Genomic DNA, 15,205 nt, shown 5'->3' with positions numbered 1-15,205 from the left:
TACCGATTGACAAAATCCTTAAGCCGAGGTCATTCTGGAGCATAACAAGCAAGAAGACTTTAATACAGTAAAGTTTCAATTAGTACTTCAGCGGGAAGCCATTACAAAAGTTCTAGACCCATGAAAAAATCCCGAAAACAAAAAAAGACCCGCCCCCATAAGGAGCTGATCCTTTAGTAACACAGGGACGGTTCTCGTGTTCCATTTTCACTTTGAATTGGAACAAAAGAACCGTCCCCATGTTCTACCCATGTTTTATAAATAGTAATAATCCATCGTAGAAGTCTCTTCAAACCCGCAGGACTTGTAAAGGTTGAGGGCATTCGCATTTTCTGCCGCCACCTGGAGCATGATGTCCTTTGCGTTTGCTTCCTTCAGCTTTTCAATAGCCATCAGGAGAAGGGATCTTCCATAACCTTTGCGGCGGTGTTCAGGCAGGACGCCGAGTCCGAAAATAGCACCAATCTTGGAGGTTACCTGCAGGTTCACTTTCCCGATGATTTCTCCGTCTTTTTCAACAAGATAACACGTCATCCCCCGCTTTTCTTCCTCTTCAGGCATGGGCAGGTCCTCAGGGTTTATCTCTACTTCTTGCTCATCGTTAAAATAAATCGCGTTCTGCCGGGCTAGCTCCATTGCATCCGCATTGTTCGCTTTTCTAAAGGAGAGACCTGACTGCTGCTGGGCTGGCTCCCCTTTCAGGTACATTTCATATTCCGAATGGTTGTACCGTGCATCTGTTGCAGCGATGAACTTCTGCCCTGAATCGGATTGGCGATCACTTAATAACAGCATCCCTTTTGAATCTTTTCGTTTAGCTTCTGCTAGGACGAGCTCAAACAGTTTTGTAAAAACACCTTGTCTCCTGTACTCTGGATCGACCATACCATTCACTTCCCACGGGCCGCCAAAGCTGCAAATCCCTATGTAGCCAATCAGCCGCTCTCCATCAAAATACATGAATTCATTGATATTCTGAACGCCGTTCTTTTCGCCAGTAACACCCAGCTTATAATCCAGCTCCAGTTTTAGCGCAGTTTTGTCATGTTCAATGCACCGCGCCTGAAGCTGATGAACCAACTCATAATCCTCAGAATCAATGCCCTCTTTAAGCTTGATCCAAGGTTTCTCAATCTTTTTCAAATTCCACACCCCCATCCTAATCTAATTCGATTTGATGGTCAAAAATCCTCCAAGAACATGGGGACGGTTCTCGTGTTTCACTTTTTATGGGAATGCCCATAAAAAAACAGCTGCCGAGTATCTCGACAGCCGTCTATATTAATGGGGAATTAACTTAGGTTATGCAGTTTTATGGGCCAGTTCCTCTGCTCGCTTGAAAACATTTTTACGAAGGAATGGCACTACCCAACGGTCTAAACCATAGCGGCCAGCGTTGTAGCCAGCGAACAGGATGATGAAGCCTAAGAAGATGTCAGTTGGGTTGTGAGATACAGTACCGGCAAGGAAGAAACTGAAGTTCATCACTAAGCCGAAGAACATTGCGGCAGTTGTTAAGCAGCCAAGGATCAAGCCAAGACCAATCAGGAATTCACCAACTGGAACAATGAAGTTGAAAATATCAATGTTTGGCAAAGCAAAGTGCTCTAGGAAAGATACATACCAGCCATACACCATGTTACCATCGGGACCTTTTACCGGATTGGCCACTGCATTTTTCAAAAAGCCACTTGCGTCAAAGCCTCCGCCAGTCAACTTGCCCCATCCAGCATGCATCCAATTGTAACCTAGATATAAACGTAACACTGTCAAAATTCCAGCGGCGATGTTATTTTCTCTTAACCATTTGGCAACCATGATCTTCACTCTCCAAAAATGAATTATTATTACACTTATAATTTAACAAATATATCTTGAAAATAGGGGTTTTTGTGAATGATTTCACAATTCTGTTGAAATGTTTTGAACGAATTATGACAGAGTCATTTTAATGTAAAAAAGTCCTCACAGCCACTTTTAATGCAGGTGAAAAGAGGGAATTACACATTAAAAGCAGTTTTCTAAAACGGAGGGTGATCATGGATAAGACGAAAAAGAAACTGCTGCTGGCATCAATGATTTCAGCAGGAGCAGCAGTACTTACAGCCACTTATCGAAAGCTTCAGAAAGAAACGATTAAATATATTGAGATTAAGGATAAGAAGAACAGCTGGATGGACCAAAATAGGTAAAACCCAAGCTCGCTTTTACGGCGGGCTTATTATTTTAGGAACATGAGAACCGTCCCCATGTTCCAAAAAAAATAGCAAAACTACTGTTTCAAACATCTAAAATAGCTGTTAATATATTCGTAAAATATGTATATTACAGTCTTTTTTATATGAACATTTTGTATTTGTAATGAAAGGAGCCACATATTGAAAAAGCAAGGGATTATATCACTAGGCGAAGCAATTGTAGACTTTATTGCAACAGATCCATCTAATACAACGTATCAGCAATTATTAGGGGGTGCTACTGTTAATGTAGCAGTTGGGATAAGGAGACATGGGATTCCCTCCTACTATTTTTGTAAATTGGGGAAGGATGAAACAAGTAAATTTGTAGAGGAAAAATTAATGAAAGAAAATGTTGATGTTTCCTTTTGTGCTTATCATCTAAAAAAAAGAATTTGCTCGGTCTATATTCACTTAAACCAGGTTGGAGAACGCTACTTCCATTCATACATAAACGAAACTCCTGATGAGTGGATCACCTCGGAGGAGCTTGATAAAAAGCCGTTTATGAATAGTAAGATTTTTTACTTTGGATCCGGTACTCTATTTCACCCTGTCGCAAGAAAAACAACCGAACAGGCTCTACAATATGCCAAAGAAGAAAATATGGAAATCGCTTTTGATACGAATATCCGGCTGAAACGATGGGAAAGCGAGAATCAGTGCAGAGAAACGATTTTATCCTATGTTAAAAGGGCAGATATCGTAAAAATGGCTGAAGAGGAACTGCTATTTTTAACAGAAACAGAAACTCTGGAAAAAGGATTGGAGCACATAGCGAAAATGGAGATTCCCTTCCTTTTTATCACAAAAGGAAAGGACGGAGCGTGTGCAATCCATCAAACTATTATGGTTCATGTTCCCGGAATTACGGTTAAGACGGTAGATACAACAGGTGCTGGCGACGCTTTTATGGCGGCCCTTCTATCTTGTTTTCATGACAGGGGGACTCCAAAAAGCGAAGCTCAATTAACGGATTACACTAAGTTTGCAAATAAAGCCGGGGCCATATCTGCCACAAAATTTGGCTCTTTATAGAAGCAAAGGGACGTTCCCTTTGCTTCTTCATAAGTTATTAAGATCGGCCGAAAAGTAAAGGTATATAAAAACGGAAGCATAAGATACGTCCCTGTGCTTCTAAAAAGAAAACGGAAGCACAAGATATGTCCCCATGCTTCTCATGGTTCTTACCCTTCCAGAATGCTCTTAATTTTTTTCAAATCTTTCATATTTGCTTTTCTCATCATGGTTGACATAAAAGGAGAGAATACCTTTGAGAATCCGGTGGGATTGCCTGTGTTCCTTAAGGTCATTCGTGTAAGATTCTCGTCTAATGATTCAAATGTATATGTGGTCTCCATCGGGAATGGCCCTTGAGCCGTTTTCATAACGAGCTTCTTTCCTGGTTCGTATTCCATGATTTCATAAATATAAGCGAGTTCTCGCCCAAGGAATTTCGCTTTAAAAGCAATTTGTGAACCTATCGTCATTGGTCTTGGAGTCTTCCACTCTGCTGAATGAATATTTACATACCATTCCGGAGCATGATCTGGATTCATGGCATAGTCAGATACCACATTGACCGGAAGCTTAATCTCAATTTCGGTTAAAACATCTACCATCCTAGCTTCCTCCTGCATAGATAACTAGCTTTATTTATTTTCCACATAATTTTTCAATAATGTACCGAGAAGATGTTGCCATCCATTTCTGTGGTCCTCTTCCCAATTTTCCTGGAGGATTCCTGAAGCAGTATGAGAAAGCTGGAGCAAGGTTTTCCCTTCTTTTTCAAGAAGACGATACGTATAGGCACTGTTCACTGCTCCTTGCATGCCAAGGTGGCCGTGGAGACGGATTTCTTCTGGAGCGTTCACGTAGTAAACACTTCCCCAGACTGCACCCTTATCTTCACCCCATTTTTCGATAAAACGTCCTCCTGGTACTGGTTCAAAGGTAAAATGAGAGATTTCTCCTTTTGGAGCTAATCGGAATTCCCACCAATCCTCCACTCTTTCCGTTAACGCTTTGAATACTTCTTCACGAGGGGCATCAATGAGTAATTCTTGTTCAATTTGAAAGTGATCAACTTTTGTCATTTCTTCTTTTCCTCCTTTTTGTTCTGCGGCTGACCGTAAGTTTAACAGTGAGCTAGCAGTGGTTTGCATATATTTCCCTACCCAACGGTCATGCATTTCCTGAAGGGGTATCGCGTTAAGATAGTTCCGCCTGTATTTACCCTCACGACGGACCACCACCAAATTCCCTTCCTCTAAGCTCTTTAAATGCTTCATAATGGCATACCTGCTGACTTCGGGAAAAAAATCATTAAGCTCACCAGTCGTTCTAGGTGATTTTTTGAGAATATCGAGAATCTGTCTTCGAATAGGGTGTCCTAATGCTTTAAATACGATTGAAAGTCCTTCCTCCATTACAACGAACCCTTTCATCGAGGTTTTTTGCTTCTTTCTATAACATGTGACCAAAAAGTAACATTTAATATGTGACCTTATAGTAACATGTTAGTTCACTCCGGTCAATAGACCCTCCTAAAAAGAACATGGGGACGGTTCTCTTGTTCACTTTTTAAGAGCATGCCCATAAAAAAAACAGCTGCCGAGTATCTCGACAGCCATCCATATTATAAGGGGGAATTAACTTCGGTTATACAGCTCTATGGGCCAGTTCCTCTGCTCGCTTGAAAACATTTTTACGAAGGAATGGCACTACCCAACGGTCTAAACCATAGCGGCCAGCGTTGTAGCCAGCGAACAGGATGATGAAGCCTAGGAAGATGTCTGTTGGGTTGTGAGATACTGTTCCGGCAAGGAAGAAACTGAAATTCATCACTAAGCCAAAGAACATTGCGGCAGTTGTTAAGCAGCCAAGGATCAAGCCAAGACCGATCAGGAATTCACCAACTGGAACAATGAAGTTGAAAATATCAATGTTTGGCAAAGCGAAGTTCTCTAGGAAAGATACGTACCAGCTATACACCATGTTACCATCCGGGCCTTTTACCGGATTGGCAACCGCATTTTTCAAAAATCCACTAGCATCGAATCCCCCACCAGTCAGCTTGCCCCATCCAGCATGCATCCAATTGTAACCTAGATATAAACGTAACACTGTCAAAATTCCAGCGGCGATGTTATTTTCTCTTAACCATTTGGCAACCATGATCTTCACTCTCCAAAAATGAATTATTATTACACTTATAATTTAACAAATTTATCTTGAAAATAGGGGTTTTTGTGAATGATTTCACAATTCTGTTGAAATGTTTTGAACGTATTATGACAGACGTTTTTCTTGTAAAAAATTAAAGCCTCACAGTACTTTTAATGCAGGTGAAAATAGGGAATTACACATTAAAAGCAGTTTTTTAAAACGGAGGGTGATCATGGATAAGACGAAAAAGAAACTGCTGCTGGCATCAATGATTTCAGCAGGAGCAGCTGTACTTACAGCCACTTATCGAAAGCTTCAGAAAGAAACGATTAGATATATTGAGATTACGGATAAGAAGAACAACAAGATGGACCAAAATAGGTAAAACCAAAGCTCGCTTTTACGGCGGGCTTTTTATTTTTGGAACATGAGAACCGTCCCCATGTTCCCTTGAAGGATTTCACCCCTGCTTTCTCGAAATAAATGAAGAAGTATTGGCAAGGCTATTTACCATCGAGAACTGGCAGCTGGATGATTGTCAGGGAAACGGAAGAGTCTATATATTAGTTTTCAAACAGCAGACCTGCCCTCTGTTTCATGAAAGGAGATACCAAATATGTACGAGCTAAAAACGAAGGAAAATGATAATAGTGTGATTGAGTTTATCGAAATGGTCGACAACCCGAAGAAACGTGAGGACGCCTACAAATTGTTAGATATTTTTACGGAAACGACAGGCTATAAGGCGAAGATGTGGGGACCGAGCATCATTGGATTTGGATCCTATCATTATAAGTATGAATCCGGCCACGAAGGCGATGCGCCGCTGGTTGGCTTCTCTCCTCGCAAGGCCAAGATCAGTCTGTATTTTGCAGTTGGTGATACGAAGCGAGATGAGCTTTTAAAGGATTTTGGCAAGCATACTACAGGAAAAGCATGTGTGTACATAAATAAGATAGCTGACATTGACACTGAAGTTTTAAAAGCATTAATTAATCAGTCTGTTGCGTTTTTACAAGAAACATATCCAAATGAATGAATCGGAGGATGTACCATGGAACCCATTACAACACCTGACCTTTCTGCAAGACCGTATGATTTGCAGGTTGAACGTTTAATGGAATCCGCGTCTGATGTACTTTATAGAGCGTGGACAGAGAATTTCGATCAATGGTTCGCAGCCCCTGGGACGCTGATCATGAAGGCGCAGGTCAACTCGGCATTTTTCTTTGAAACCGTCTTTAGACCGGATGAGCATAATGAAATTCAGCGCCATCCTCATTATGGACGATTTCTCAGATTAGTGCCGGACCGTCTGATAGAGCTTACATGGTTAACAGGTGCTGGGGGCACAAAAGGCGCGGAAACCGTCCTAACCATTGATCTGGAGCCTCACCAAACCGGCACACTTTTAAAACTTAGCCATAAGGGCTTTCCAGACGAAGACTCGAAAAACGGGCATGAAGACGCCTGGAAGATGATCCTTGAGCATCTTGATCAGAAGATGATGGAAAAATAAAAACACAGGGACGGTTCTCATGTTCCAGAAAGGAACGCGAGAACCGTCCCCATGTTCCTAATAGAAGGGAGTTAATTATGATGATAAAAGGTTTCGGGGGAATATTTTGGAGAACTAAAAATTTAGATGCTATTAAAAAATGGTACAGTGAAGTATTGAAGATTAATATGGAAAATTGGAATGGGGCTATTATTAAACCCCATTCAGAAAATGAAACTATCTTTTCATTCTTTGCTGAAGATGACAGTTATTTCCCAACGGAACAACAAGTGATGTTAAACTTCCAAGTCTATAACCTAAATGAGACGATTAAGCATCTTGAACAAATTGGTGTTCCTCTTGTGAAGGAAAAAGAGATTAGTGAATTTGGAAAGTTTATATGGATAGAAGATCCTGATGGCAGACTGGTTGAGCTATGGGAGAAATAAACGCAAAACTTTTGAAACGGATATTATTTTTGTCTTTGTTCTTGTTTTTCCTTGTAATGTTCTATGTGGAAGTGTCTGTATATTCTGTCTTACCACCAGAACAAGGGGGAATGAGTTTTTGGATAGAATTAAAGAATGTTTGGTATCGTTCGGTCTGGTTTTATGCCATGCTTGTCATGATTTCCTTTTTGTTTTATTTTAGTTTTCTAAAGAAGCAGGAATAAAATAAAGGGTCCATATGTTCAATCACACAATATAAATAAGCGCTCAGAGACTTTATATTCCCTGAGCGTTTTCTTGTTAATTGAATTGTTTATTGCAAGTCAAAACCCGACCCATTTGATAAAAATCATTCACTTTATGCATATGGTTCTAATCAAATATCCATATCCCAGCGTTCTTTCTCCGTCTTTTTAAGCTGATTTTCTGTTTCCTCCGGGTAAACGGTGCGAAATTTATGGTGATCAGCTGGAATGATTTCAATCATCTTTTGAATCATATCTTCTGGATCAAACTGATTTTCGAGTCCCTCTTCTTGTTTTTTCATATCTTCTTTGTCGGTAAAATTCTTGAACTCGTCGAACCATTTCCACTTCTCCTCTGCTGCTCGGTCGTTGAAGCCTGTATTAAAAGCCCCTGGATTAATGGTTGCCACTTGAACCCCAAAGCTTTCAAGCTCTGACTTCATCGTTTGGGCGATTCCTTCGATGGCATGCTTTGTCGCTGTATATGGACCTACATATGGCGTTGCCGATATACCTGCCATTGAACTCATGAAGACTATCTTTCCGCTTCCTTTCTCCACAAGCTTTCTCGCTGCAATTTGCACGGTTTCCAGTGTGGCGAATACATTGACTTCGAATAGCGCACGGACGCGGTCCATCGGCACTTCCGCCAGCGGCCCGCCTTCATTAATCGCGGCATTTGCCACAAACACATCGAAATCGTATTTTTCAATCTGCCCTCGATCCCGCTCGTTCGTAATATCGAGCTTGAATACTTCCATATCTAAGCCCAGTTCCTCAACTTCTCGAACCAGATCCGTTTTCTGGGAAGTCAGCTCCGTCGTCGCAATAACGCGGTGGCCATTCCTGGCAAGACCAAGCGCCGCACCCCTGCCAAGCCCACTCCCAGCCCCCGTAATGAAAATCGTCTTACTCATCCTGCATTCCTCCTAATCGGTTCAACTATCTATCTTGTCTTCCCATTAGGGTCTAACATAAAACATAGGTAAAACATGGGGACGGTTCTCATGTTCCTGAAAGGAACGCGAGAACCGTCCCCATGTTCACAAATAAGTATATTAATACTGTAAGATTTGTTGTAAAATTTAGAATTAAATTAAAAGAACGCAGGTGAAGGGTTTGAAACGTCTCCATTATAGTTGGATTATCTTAATCATCTCTTTCTTCTCCATTATCGTCGCTGGAATCGTCCGATCCTCTTCAGGCGTTTTCATAGAATCATTTGAAAACGAATTTGGCTGGAGCCGGTCTGTTATTTCACTCGCTTTTGCAGTGGGCCTTTTTTTATATGGCATTTCCGGCCCTTTTATGGCTGCACTGATTGAAGTGTTTGGCCTAAAGAAAATGATGGTCATATCCATGGTCACCTTGCTGGCAGGTACGCTTTTAACACTTGTGATGCAGGAATCCTGGCAGCTCGTGATCATTTGGGGAATCATCATCGGATTAGGATCCGGTTTATTTTTAACCGTGCTTAGTCCATATATAGCAAATCGCTGGTTTGAAAAAAGGCGCGGTCTTGCGGTAGGAATATTAACGGCAAGTACAGCAACAGGACAATTAATTCTCCTGCCGGTGCTGGCGATTATGATTGAAACCTATTCGTGGCGCTGGGCAATAGGTTTTATTATGGTCCTAAGTATCATCATGCTGTTCATCATTTTTTTATTCATGAAAAATACCCCGAAAGATGCTGGAATCCTTCCTTACGGGCTTGAAGAGGAACGGGAAGAACGTAATGAAGAACAACGGAAGAATCCCATTGTTATTGCTTTTAATGGTCTTTTCGCAGCGGTGAAGGTAAAAGAATTTTGGTTATTAGCCGGCAGTTTTTTTATTTGCGGCTTATCAACAAGCGGATTAATAGGCACTCACTTCGTCTCTTACTGTATGAGTTACGGAATCCCTTTAGTCACAGCGGCTTCACTGCTCTCCTTTATGGGAATCTTTGATTTAATCGGAACAACCCTGTCTGGGTGGTTATCCGATCGCTTTGATAATAGATGGCTATTATTCTGGTACTACGGCCTGAGAGGAGCATCACTAGTATTGCTTCCCTATGCCTTACTACAAGATTCCTTCGTTTTGCTGGTGATTTTTTCGGTCTTTTACGGTTTGGATTGGATCGCAACCGTACCGCCAACGATCAGTATTTCAAGACAAGTATTTGGAATTGAAAAAAGCGGAATCGTATACGGATGGATTTTCGCAGCACATCAGGCTGGTGCCGCAGTAGCAGCCTTTGGCGGCGGGCTGATTTACAAGATATTCAATTCCTACACCTGGGCATTTTTCCTGGCAGGCATCTTTTGCTTACTAGGCAGTTTATTCGTCATCGTCATCAAGAAACAACCTTCGAAGACCGTCATTCATGAAGCAGGAACACAGGGACGGATCTAGTGGTTCAATTTAATTCCCAATGAAATACGAAAACCGTCCCCACGTTTTTTTGGGAAAGGCTTAGTTATGTTTAACTGTTTTTTTTTTAGCCATTTATTATCTTCTATATCAAACATAGGATGTTTAAATTCATTTATCTAGGAGGCAGAATGATGAAATATTATGTGGTTGATGCATTTGCTGAAAACGTTTTCGAGGGTAATCCTGCTGGGGTTTGTATTATGGAGGAATGGCTTCCTGATGATATTATGCAAAAGATTGCGATTGAAAATAACCTTTCTGAAACGGCATTTGCAGTAAAAAATGTGAAAAACTATAAGCTTAGATGGTTTACGCCAGGAGGAGAAATTAACCTTTGTGGTCATGCAACATTAGCTACGGCTTTTGTCATTCTGAACTATTTTGAAAAGCAATTAGAAACCGTTCAATTTGAGACGTTGAGTGGGACACTTACTGTTAATAGAAGAGACGATTTGTATGAACTAGATTTCCCAACCGTTCCTTCTAAGGAGATCACTCTTACCGAACAGATGATTGATGCTTTAGGAACCACTCCGATAGAAACTTATCTGAATAGAGATTTGCTATTTGTATTAGAATCAGAAGAAGTGGTAAAAAATATAAGTCCTGACTTTTCAAAACTAGAGCAACTGCCAGAGGGACTTGGAGTTATTGTTACTGCCAAAGGAAATAATGATGATTTTGTTTCAAGAGCCTTTTTCCCAAAGTTAAAAGTAAATGAGGACCCAGTATGTGGTTCTGCCCACTGTGGATTAATTCCTCTTTGGGCAGAGAAACTAAAGAAACGAGAAATGGTTGCAAGACAGTTATCAAATAGAGGCGGTATGCTATATTGTAAGCACGAAGATACACGAGTAAAGATAGCTGGAAAAGCAGCACTCTATTTAATAGCAGATATATTTATCGGGTAATAACAATGTAAGATATAAAAAATAGTCAAACCAAAAATAATAGCTTGGCGTTCTGAAGCAAACGGGTTCGGTTTTGAAGTACAATATTCGAATAAAGTTTGCTATTCACATAATATTTCGCACTATTATTAGCAGGCAATTTAGCAAGTAAATTTCCAATGAAAAATGCTTGGAGCAATCGATGCTCCAAGCATTTTTATATACATTCTTTCTTCAACATTAGCTACCCATTAGCTGAATAAGTTATTTATTTTGTAGTTACTCTTAGCCAGATTTTGTTCCAATAACAACTGTTGCATCCAATTCTTCATCTCTAAGTATTTTGGTAATTAGTCCAGCTTTAGCAAAGATTTCAAAGGTTTTTGCACCCTGCATTTCGCTCGTCTCTATCAATAGATGCCCCCCAGAAACAAGCCAGTGGGGTGCCTTTTCCGCCACCATACGATGAAGGTCTAGTCCATCCTTTCCTCCGTCAAGTGCCACTTTTGATTCATATAAACGTGCTTCTCGTGGAAGGAATTTTACTGAGTCAGTAGGAACATAAGGTGCATTAGCCACTATGATGTTCACTTGACCTCTCAATGAATGGGGTAATACATCATATAAGTCACCTTGATAAACGTGACCGCCAATCTTAGTTATGTTACTGGAAGCACATCGTACAGCAACGGGGTCAATATCAACGGAGTGTAATAAAATCTTTTTAAAGTCGGTTGCTATTGCAGCACCAACAGCACCAGACCCGCAACATAAATCCAAAACAATATCATATGGGCGGGTTAAAACTTTTGCTTGCTGAACCAGAAACTCCGTACGTGGACGTGGTATAAAAACTCCCCGTTCGACTCCTATTCGTAGACCACAAAAATTTGTAAATCCAAGCACGTATTCAAGCGGTAAACCACTTACTCGTTTTTCTACCATATTCATTAATTCCTCTATACTTCTAGCCTCAGAGGTAAGTAACTGTGTTTCTTTTTCAGCGAAAATACAACCCTCACTCCGTAGTCTGTTAATTATGCTTTTTTCAGTTTTATTATCTAAAAATAAATTGATTTTCTGTCCTATTAATCCCACCGCTTCCATAATGACAGTTATTAATCTTTTTTATTCTAGAAATAATTTAAATGTCCTTCTTCAATTAACCCGTATGTTCAATAAGGAATTCAACAAAAAAAGCGGTTAATCCTTCCTGGATCAACGCGCCCATTTGTTGAAGTACATAATTCACAATCTGAAACCAGCATTAATTTTTTTCGTTATAAGTAATTAAAGAAACACGTAGCTAGATAATACCAATTTTTATTGATTAACAACCCGTATGGACGTCATACTATCGAGAATTTTTTTCGGCTTTTAATTTGAGGTGTAAAATATATTTCAATGTGTCAATGAATGATAAATTGTATAGTCCACTTCACCGGAGATGTTTTTCAACCCATCTTCACACAACTCCATTGCCATTAAATTCTCCTTGGATGGTGGTAAGTTTTTCTTAGAAGCATATATACCGAACTCAGTTGATGTTTTAAATCCAAAGCGTCGATAGTATCTAAAATCTCCTTCAACAATAATTCCCTTATAACCTCTTTCAGAAGCTAATTTAATACCTTCCTGCAACATAAACTTACCCACACCTTGTCGTTGCTTATTAATTGCCACAGAGACGGGGGATAGCATTAAAATTTCATTTTCATATTTATTACTTAATGGAAGTTTAGAAAGTATAAAGTGTCCAATAATTTTCCCTTTCTCCTCAGCAACTAAATCTAGTTGTGGGATGTAATATTGTTTTTCCCGAATCTCTCTTACAAGAGATTTTTCAACTACACCATCTGAATAGTTGGTATTCTTGAATATTTCATAAACAAAATCTTCGATAAAACTATATTCTTCTTGTTTAACAGCCCTAATTATCATTTTAATTGCACCTCCATTTCGTAAGAATGTTCACCCTCATTTATTAAATTCTTCTTTAACTACACCGTTAATTGAATAAGCTCACCTATAATTTTAACATAAATATCCAATAACCTACCTATCAGCACATCATTCGCGTAGGGATTAGCATACGTATCAGCATATTGACAATAATTTCTGTCAGCCTGGTAAAAGAGGTGCGAATTTTGGTGCGAATTCCCCATTAATACACTTAATAACCCTACTATATCAAAAAACAGAAGCAGTCCAATTCAATTGCGAATAGGACTGCTAATTGGCGTGCTAATTAAGTTTTTGTACTCGAATACCGAACCCGTTATTCTGACGCCAAGCTGCTTTTTATTCGTTTTAATTATTCATCTCTAATTATGACTGACACAGTAAATACCACTTTTAATTCATTCGTTTTGGTAAATTTAAAAATAACAAAGCCTTAGGAAAAAGGGAAAATCGATAATAAATGCAAAAACCCGTCCAGTTCGACGGGTTTTTGCATTACTTTAAAGTCATGATCTAATATTTTTGGAACGCGAGAACCGTCCCCATGTTCCTAAACTTTCTTTCTCCTCATCCATTGTGTTGCTGCCCACTTATCTCCGACGATAACGGGTGCTCCGCCATGTAAGGTTAGCTCGTTTAAGGTTTGGTCGTCATAGAAATATTCGAAATACACTGCCATGCCTTTTTGCGGAGATACGGAGAAGTTCAGTTTAGGGAAGTAGGTTTCTCCGCCTTCTTCTACGTCATTTAAGTACATGACGAGTGTGCTGATTCTAGGATTGCTTACTACCTTATTTTTTGATGTAAAAAAGTCATAATGAGCTTTATACTCCTGGCCAATTTTATAATTTAAAATTTGCAGGCCTTCGCCATGTTCAACAGGGATATTCATGATGTGTGATACCCTTTTTTCAATCCTGGCGACAAAGTCATTTTCTCCTTCTTCGAAAAACATACAGCTGCTTGTTCTAAGCTCATCCACTTCCAGGCCATCCGCAAGCTTTGAACGGTGCAATCGATCTTTTGACATCCTAATTAACTCATCGCATTCTTCATGGCTTAAAACATTTCCTAAAACCACGATTAATGGTTCATGTAATCTTGCTATTATGTTAATTTCTCTATCTTCGGTCATGATTTTATTTCCGGTGTGATTAAAAATTGTTTGTTCTTTTACATCCATTTTCAATTCATCAACCTCTTATTTTCTTTAAATTTATGAATTTTTAGATAATTCAAACGCTGAAAACGGTCAATTTATAGGTGAGGTTTCGCTTTCTCCCCTTTTCCAAAATGGATCTCAACTGGTTTACTACTAATTTTACAACTGCACATCCTGTAATTCTATTAATTTATTTTCATAAAAAAAGATTTTTTTCTTTACAAAGGTAACACAGGGACGGTTCTCACGTTCCTTTTGGGAACATGAGAACCGTCCCCATGTACAAATGATAATATCCTTTTTAATGGGAAAGTCTAAGTGTATCTCCTCTTTGTTTCTCCTCTTGATTCTCTTCATTCATTACGTTTGCCCTGAAAATTAATGGGTAATTTTTTTATATGAAAGGAGCGTAGCTATGTGGCATGCAGCAATGTGGGGTGCGGTTTCGGGGTCGGCGGTTTTGCTCGGCTCCCTGGTGGCAATGTTTTTCTCACTCCCTAAAAAAGTGATTGGCTTTATCATGGCATTTGGAACCGGAGTCCTGATTGGTGCGGCTTCCTATGAGCTTATTGGTGAAGCGGTGCGTACGGGCGGCATCAGCTCTACCGCTATTGGATTCCTTTCCGGTGCTGCAGTTTTTACTATATTTGACTATATCGTTTCCAAAAAAGGAGCTTCGCATCGAAAAAGATCCGGAACACAGGCAGCTGAGAGTGCAGGAATCGCCTTATTCATTGGGACCATCATCGATGCCGTTCCAGAGTCGATCATGATCGGCGCAAGCCTTCTTGAGCAGGAAACGGTGAGCTTCCTCCTCGTAGTCGCCATTTTTATCAGTAATATTCCGGAGGGTCTTTCCAGTACTGCCGGGATGAGGAAAAACGGCTATTCCAAGACAAAAATTTCTGTAATGTGGTTAACAGTACTGGCTATTTCTACATTTTCCTCTTGGGCAGGATTCTTTTTCCTTGATGGTGCATCGGATGGCCTCATGGCCGGGATATCAGCCTTCGCAGGCGGAGGAATCATCGCCATGATTGCTTCAACGATGATGCCGGAAGCCTTCGAAGAAAGCGGACCAATAACAGGCCTAATCACAGCCCTAGGCCTGTTGGCATCTATAATACTTAATCATTTTGCATAACGAAAAGCGCAAGCGCCTTGGTCAGCCCC

18 protein-coding genes are annotated in these 15,205 nt (G+C 40.1%); 9 read left to right on the top strand and 9 right to left on the bottom strand.

Annotated features, from left to right (window positions below):
- Positions 1-255: 255 nt before the first annotated feature.
- Together V7654_RS05565 and V7654_RS05560 are read right to left on the bottom strand one after the other, a co-directional pair.
- Positions 256-1,143, bottom strand: a complete 888-nt coding sequence (locus V7654_RS05565) for a GNAT family N-acetyltransferase (RefSeq protein ID WP_335429161.1) — start codon at positions 1,141-1,143, stop codon at positions 256-258.
- A 159-nt stretch (positions 1,144-1,302) separates the two neighbouring features.
- Positions 1,303-1,818 carry a DoxX family protein gene (locus V7654_RS05560; RefSeq protein ID WP_335429159.1) on the bottom strand — a complete coding sequence of 172 codons (516 nt, stop codon included), beginning with the start codon at positions 1,816-1,818 and terminating at the stop codon, positions 1,303-1,305.
- A gap of 221 nt (positions 1,819-2,039) precedes the next feature.
- On the opposite strand from V7654_RS05560, the gene V7654_RS05555 reads away from it, so the two are divergent.
- Positions 2,040-2,192 (top strand): hypothetical protein, encoded by a 153-nt coding sequence (locus tag V7654_RS05555; RefSeq protein ID WP_335429158.1) that lies wholly within the window; start codon positions 2,040-2,042, stop codon positions 2,190-2,192.
- Between the two features lie 186 nt (positions 2,193-2,378).
- A complete protein-coding gene (locus tag V7654_RS05550) occupies positions 2,379-3,275 on the top strand; it encodes a carbohydrate kinase family protein (protein ID WP_335429155.1) in 897 nt (298 codons plus the stop codon).
- Positions 3,276-3,424: 149 nt separating this feature from the next.
- Here V7654_RS05550 and V7654_RS05545 read toward each other — a convergent pair whose 3' ends face one another.
- The 3 genes from V7654_RS05545 to V7654_RS05535 form a co-directional block, all read right to left on the bottom strand.
- Positions 3,425-3,859: an SRPBCC family protein gene (locus V7654_RS05545; protein ID WP_335429154.1), complete on the bottom strand. Its 435-nt coding sequence runs from the start codon at positions 3,857-3,859 to the stop codon at positions 3,425-3,427.
- A 30-nt stretch (positions 3,860-3,889) separates the two neighbouring features.
- Complete coding sequence (locus V7654_RS05540; protein WP_335429152.1) at positions 3,890-4,684, bottom strand: SRPBCC domain-containing protein; 795 nt, start codon at positions 4,682-4,684, stop codon at positions 3,890-3,892.
- 214 nt (positions 4,685-4,898) lie between these two features.
- Positions 4,899-5,414 carry a DoxX family protein gene (locus tag V7654_RS05535; protein ID WP_335429149.1) on the bottom strand — a complete coding sequence of 172 codons (516 nt, stop codon included), beginning with the start codon at positions 5,412-5,414 and terminating at the stop codon, positions 4,899-4,901.
- Between the two features lie 223 nt (positions 5,415-5,637).
- On the opposite strand from V7654_RS05535, the gene V7654_RS05530 reads away from it, so the two are divergent.
- The 4 genes from V7654_RS05530 to V7654_RS05515 all read left to right on the top strand — a co-directional run bounded on the left by V7654_RS05530 (position 5,638) and on the right by V7654_RS05515 (position 7,352).
- Entirely contained in the window at positions 5,638-5,790 is a 153-nt protein-coding gene (locus V7654_RS05530) for a hypothetical protein (RefSeq protein ID WP_335429147.1), read from the top strand.
- A gap of 231 nt (positions 5,791-6,021) precedes the next feature.
- The gene (locus V7654_RS05525; RefSeq protein WP_335429145.1) at positions 6,022-6,444 is read left to right on the top strand and encodes a DUF1801 domain-containing protein; all 423 of its coding nucleotides are present in this window, start codon (positions 6,022-6,024) and stop codon (positions 6,442-6,444) included.
- A gap of 15 nt (positions 6,445-6,459) precedes the next feature.
- On the top strand, positions 6,460-6,924 hold the full coding sequence (locus tag V7654_RS05520) for an SRPBCC family protein (protein WP_335429144.1): 465 nt from the start codon (positions 6,460-6,462) through the stop codon (positions 6,922-6,924).
- Positions 6,925-7,004: 80 nt separating this feature from the next.
- Entirely contained in the window at positions 7,005-7,352 is a 348-nt protein-coding gene (locus V7654_RS05515) for a VOC family protein (RefSeq protein ID WP_335429142.1), read from the top strand.
- A 376-nt stretch (positions 7,353-7,728) separates the two neighbouring features.
- On the opposite strand, the gene V7654_RS05510 is transcribed toward V7654_RS05515, so the two are convergent.
- Positions 7,729-8,514 (bottom strand): SDR family oxidoreductase, encoded by a 786-nt coding sequence (locus tag V7654_RS05510; protein ID WP_335429141.1) that lies wholly within the window; start codon positions 8,512-8,514, stop codon positions 7,729-7,731.
- Positions 8,515-8,716: 202 nt separating this feature from the next.
- Between V7654_RS05510 and V7654_RS05505 the strand changes: the two genes are divergently transcribed.
- On the top strand, positions 8,717-9,997 hold the full coding sequence (locus V7654_RS05505; RefSeq protein ID WP_335429140.1) for an MFS transporter: 1,281 nt from the start codon (positions 8,717-8,719) through the stop codon (positions 9,995-9,997).
- Positions 9,998-10,149: 152 nt separating this feature from the next.
- A complete protein-coding gene (locus V7654_RS05500) occupies positions 10,150-10,929 on the top strand; it encodes a PhzF family phenazine biosynthesis protein (RefSeq protein ID WP_335429138.1) in 780 nt (259 codons plus the stop codon).
- 264 nt (positions 10,930-11,193) lie between these two features.
- Here V7654_RS05500 and V7654_RS05495 read toward each other — a convergent pair whose 3' ends face one another.
- The 3 genes from V7654_RS05495 to V7654_RS05485 all read right to left on the bottom strand — a co-directional run bounded on the left by V7654_RS05495 (position 11,194) and on the right by V7654_RS05485 (position 14,053).
- Positions 11,194-12,015 carry a putative protein N(5)-glutamine methyltransferase gene (locus V7654_RS05495; RefSeq protein WP_335429136.1) on the bottom strand — a complete coding sequence of 274 codons (822 nt, stop codon included), beginning with the start codon at positions 12,013-12,015 and terminating at the stop codon, positions 11,194-11,196.
- Between the two features lie 294 nt (positions 12,016-12,309).
- On the bottom strand, positions 12,310-12,849 hold the full coding sequence (locus V7654_RS05490) for a GNAT family N-acetyltransferase (protein WP_335429134.1): 540 nt from the start codon (positions 12,847-12,849) through the stop codon (positions 12,310-12,312).
- Positions 12,850-13,420: 571 nt separating this feature from the next.
- Positions 13,421-14,053 (bottom strand): 2OG-Fe(II) oxygenase, encoded by a 633-nt coding sequence (locus V7654_RS05485; RefSeq protein ID WP_335429668.1) that lies wholly within the window; start codon positions 14,051-14,053, stop codon positions 13,421-13,423.
- A gap of 394 nt (positions 14,054-14,447) precedes the next feature.
- Between V7654_RS05485 and V7654_RS05480 the strand changes: the two genes are divergently transcribed.
- On the top strand, positions 14,448-15,176 hold the full coding sequence (locus V7654_RS05480; protein WP_335429132.1) for a ZIP family metal transporter: 729 nt from the start codon (positions 14,448-14,450) through the stop codon (positions 15,174-15,176).
- The last annotated feature ends 29 nt before the right edge of the window (positions 15,177-15,205 follow it).

Origin of the sequence: Bacillus sp. JJ1609 (assembly GCF_036967045.1) — a bacterium.
In the GTDB taxonomy this organism is placed as follows: Bacteria; Bacillota; Bacilli; order Bacillales; family Cytobacillaceae; genus Mesobacillus.
This window is presented reverse-complemented; position numbering and strand designations above follow the sequence as displayed.

Coding starts and splice junctions, on each gene's coding strand:
- V7654_RS05545 (WP_335429154.1), bottom strand. CDS start 3,859: ATGGTAGATGTTTTAACCGAAATTGAGATTAAGCTTCCGGTCAATGTG.
- V7654_RS05520 (WP_335429144.1), top strand. CDS start 6,460: ATGGAACCCATTACAACACCTGACCTTTCTGCAAGACCGTATGATTTG.
- V7654_RS05480 (WP_335429132.1), top strand. CDS start 14,448: ATGTGGCATGCAGCAATGTGGGGTGCGGTTTCGGGGTCGGCGGTTTTG.
- V7654_RS05515 (WP_335429142.1), top strand. CDS start 7,005: ATGATAAAAGGTTTCGGGGGAATATTTTGGAGAACTAAAAATTTAGAT.
- V7654_RS05495 (WP_335429136.1), bottom strand. CDS start 12,015: ATGGAAGCGGTGGGATTAATAGGACAGAAAATCAATTTATTTTTAGAT.
- V7654_RS05500 (WP_335429138.1), top strand. CDS start 10,150: ATGAAATATTATGTGGTTGATGCATTTGCTGAAAACGTTTTCGAGGGT.
- V7654_RS05530 (WP_335429147.1), top strand. CDS start 5,638: ATGGATAAGACGAAAAAGAAACTGCTGCTGGCATCAATGATTTCAGCA.
- V7654_RS05560 (WP_335429159.1), bottom strand. CDS start 1,818: ATGGTTGCCAAATGGTTAAGAGAAAATAACATCGCCGCTGGAATTTTG.
- V7654_RS05510 (WP_335429141.1), bottom strand. CDS start 8,514: ATGAGTAAGACGATTTTCATTACGGGGGCTGGGAGTGGGCTTGGCAGG.
- V7654_RS05555 (WP_335429158.1), top strand. CDS start 2,040: ATGGATAAGACGAAAAAGAAACTGCTGCTGGCATCAATGATTTCAGCA.
- V7654_RS05485 (WP_335429668.1), bottom strand. CDS start 14,053: ATGGATGTAAAAGAACAAACAATTTTTAATCACACCGGAAATAAAATC.
- V7654_RS05540 (WP_335429152.1), bottom strand. CDS start 4,684: ATGAAAGGGTTCGTTGTAATGGAGGAAGGACTTTCAATCGTATTTAAA.
- V7654_RS05490 (WP_335429134.1), bottom strand. CDS start 12,849: ATGATAATTAGGGCTGTTAAACAAGAAGAATATAGTTTTATCGAAGAT.
- V7654_RS05535 (WP_335429149.1), bottom strand. CDS start 5,414: ATGGTTGCCAAATGGTTAAGAGAAAATAACATCGCCGCTGGAATTTTG.
- V7654_RS05525 (WP_335429145.1), top strand. CDS start 6,022: ATGTACGAGCTAAAAACGAAGGAAAATGATAATAGTGTGATTGAGTTT.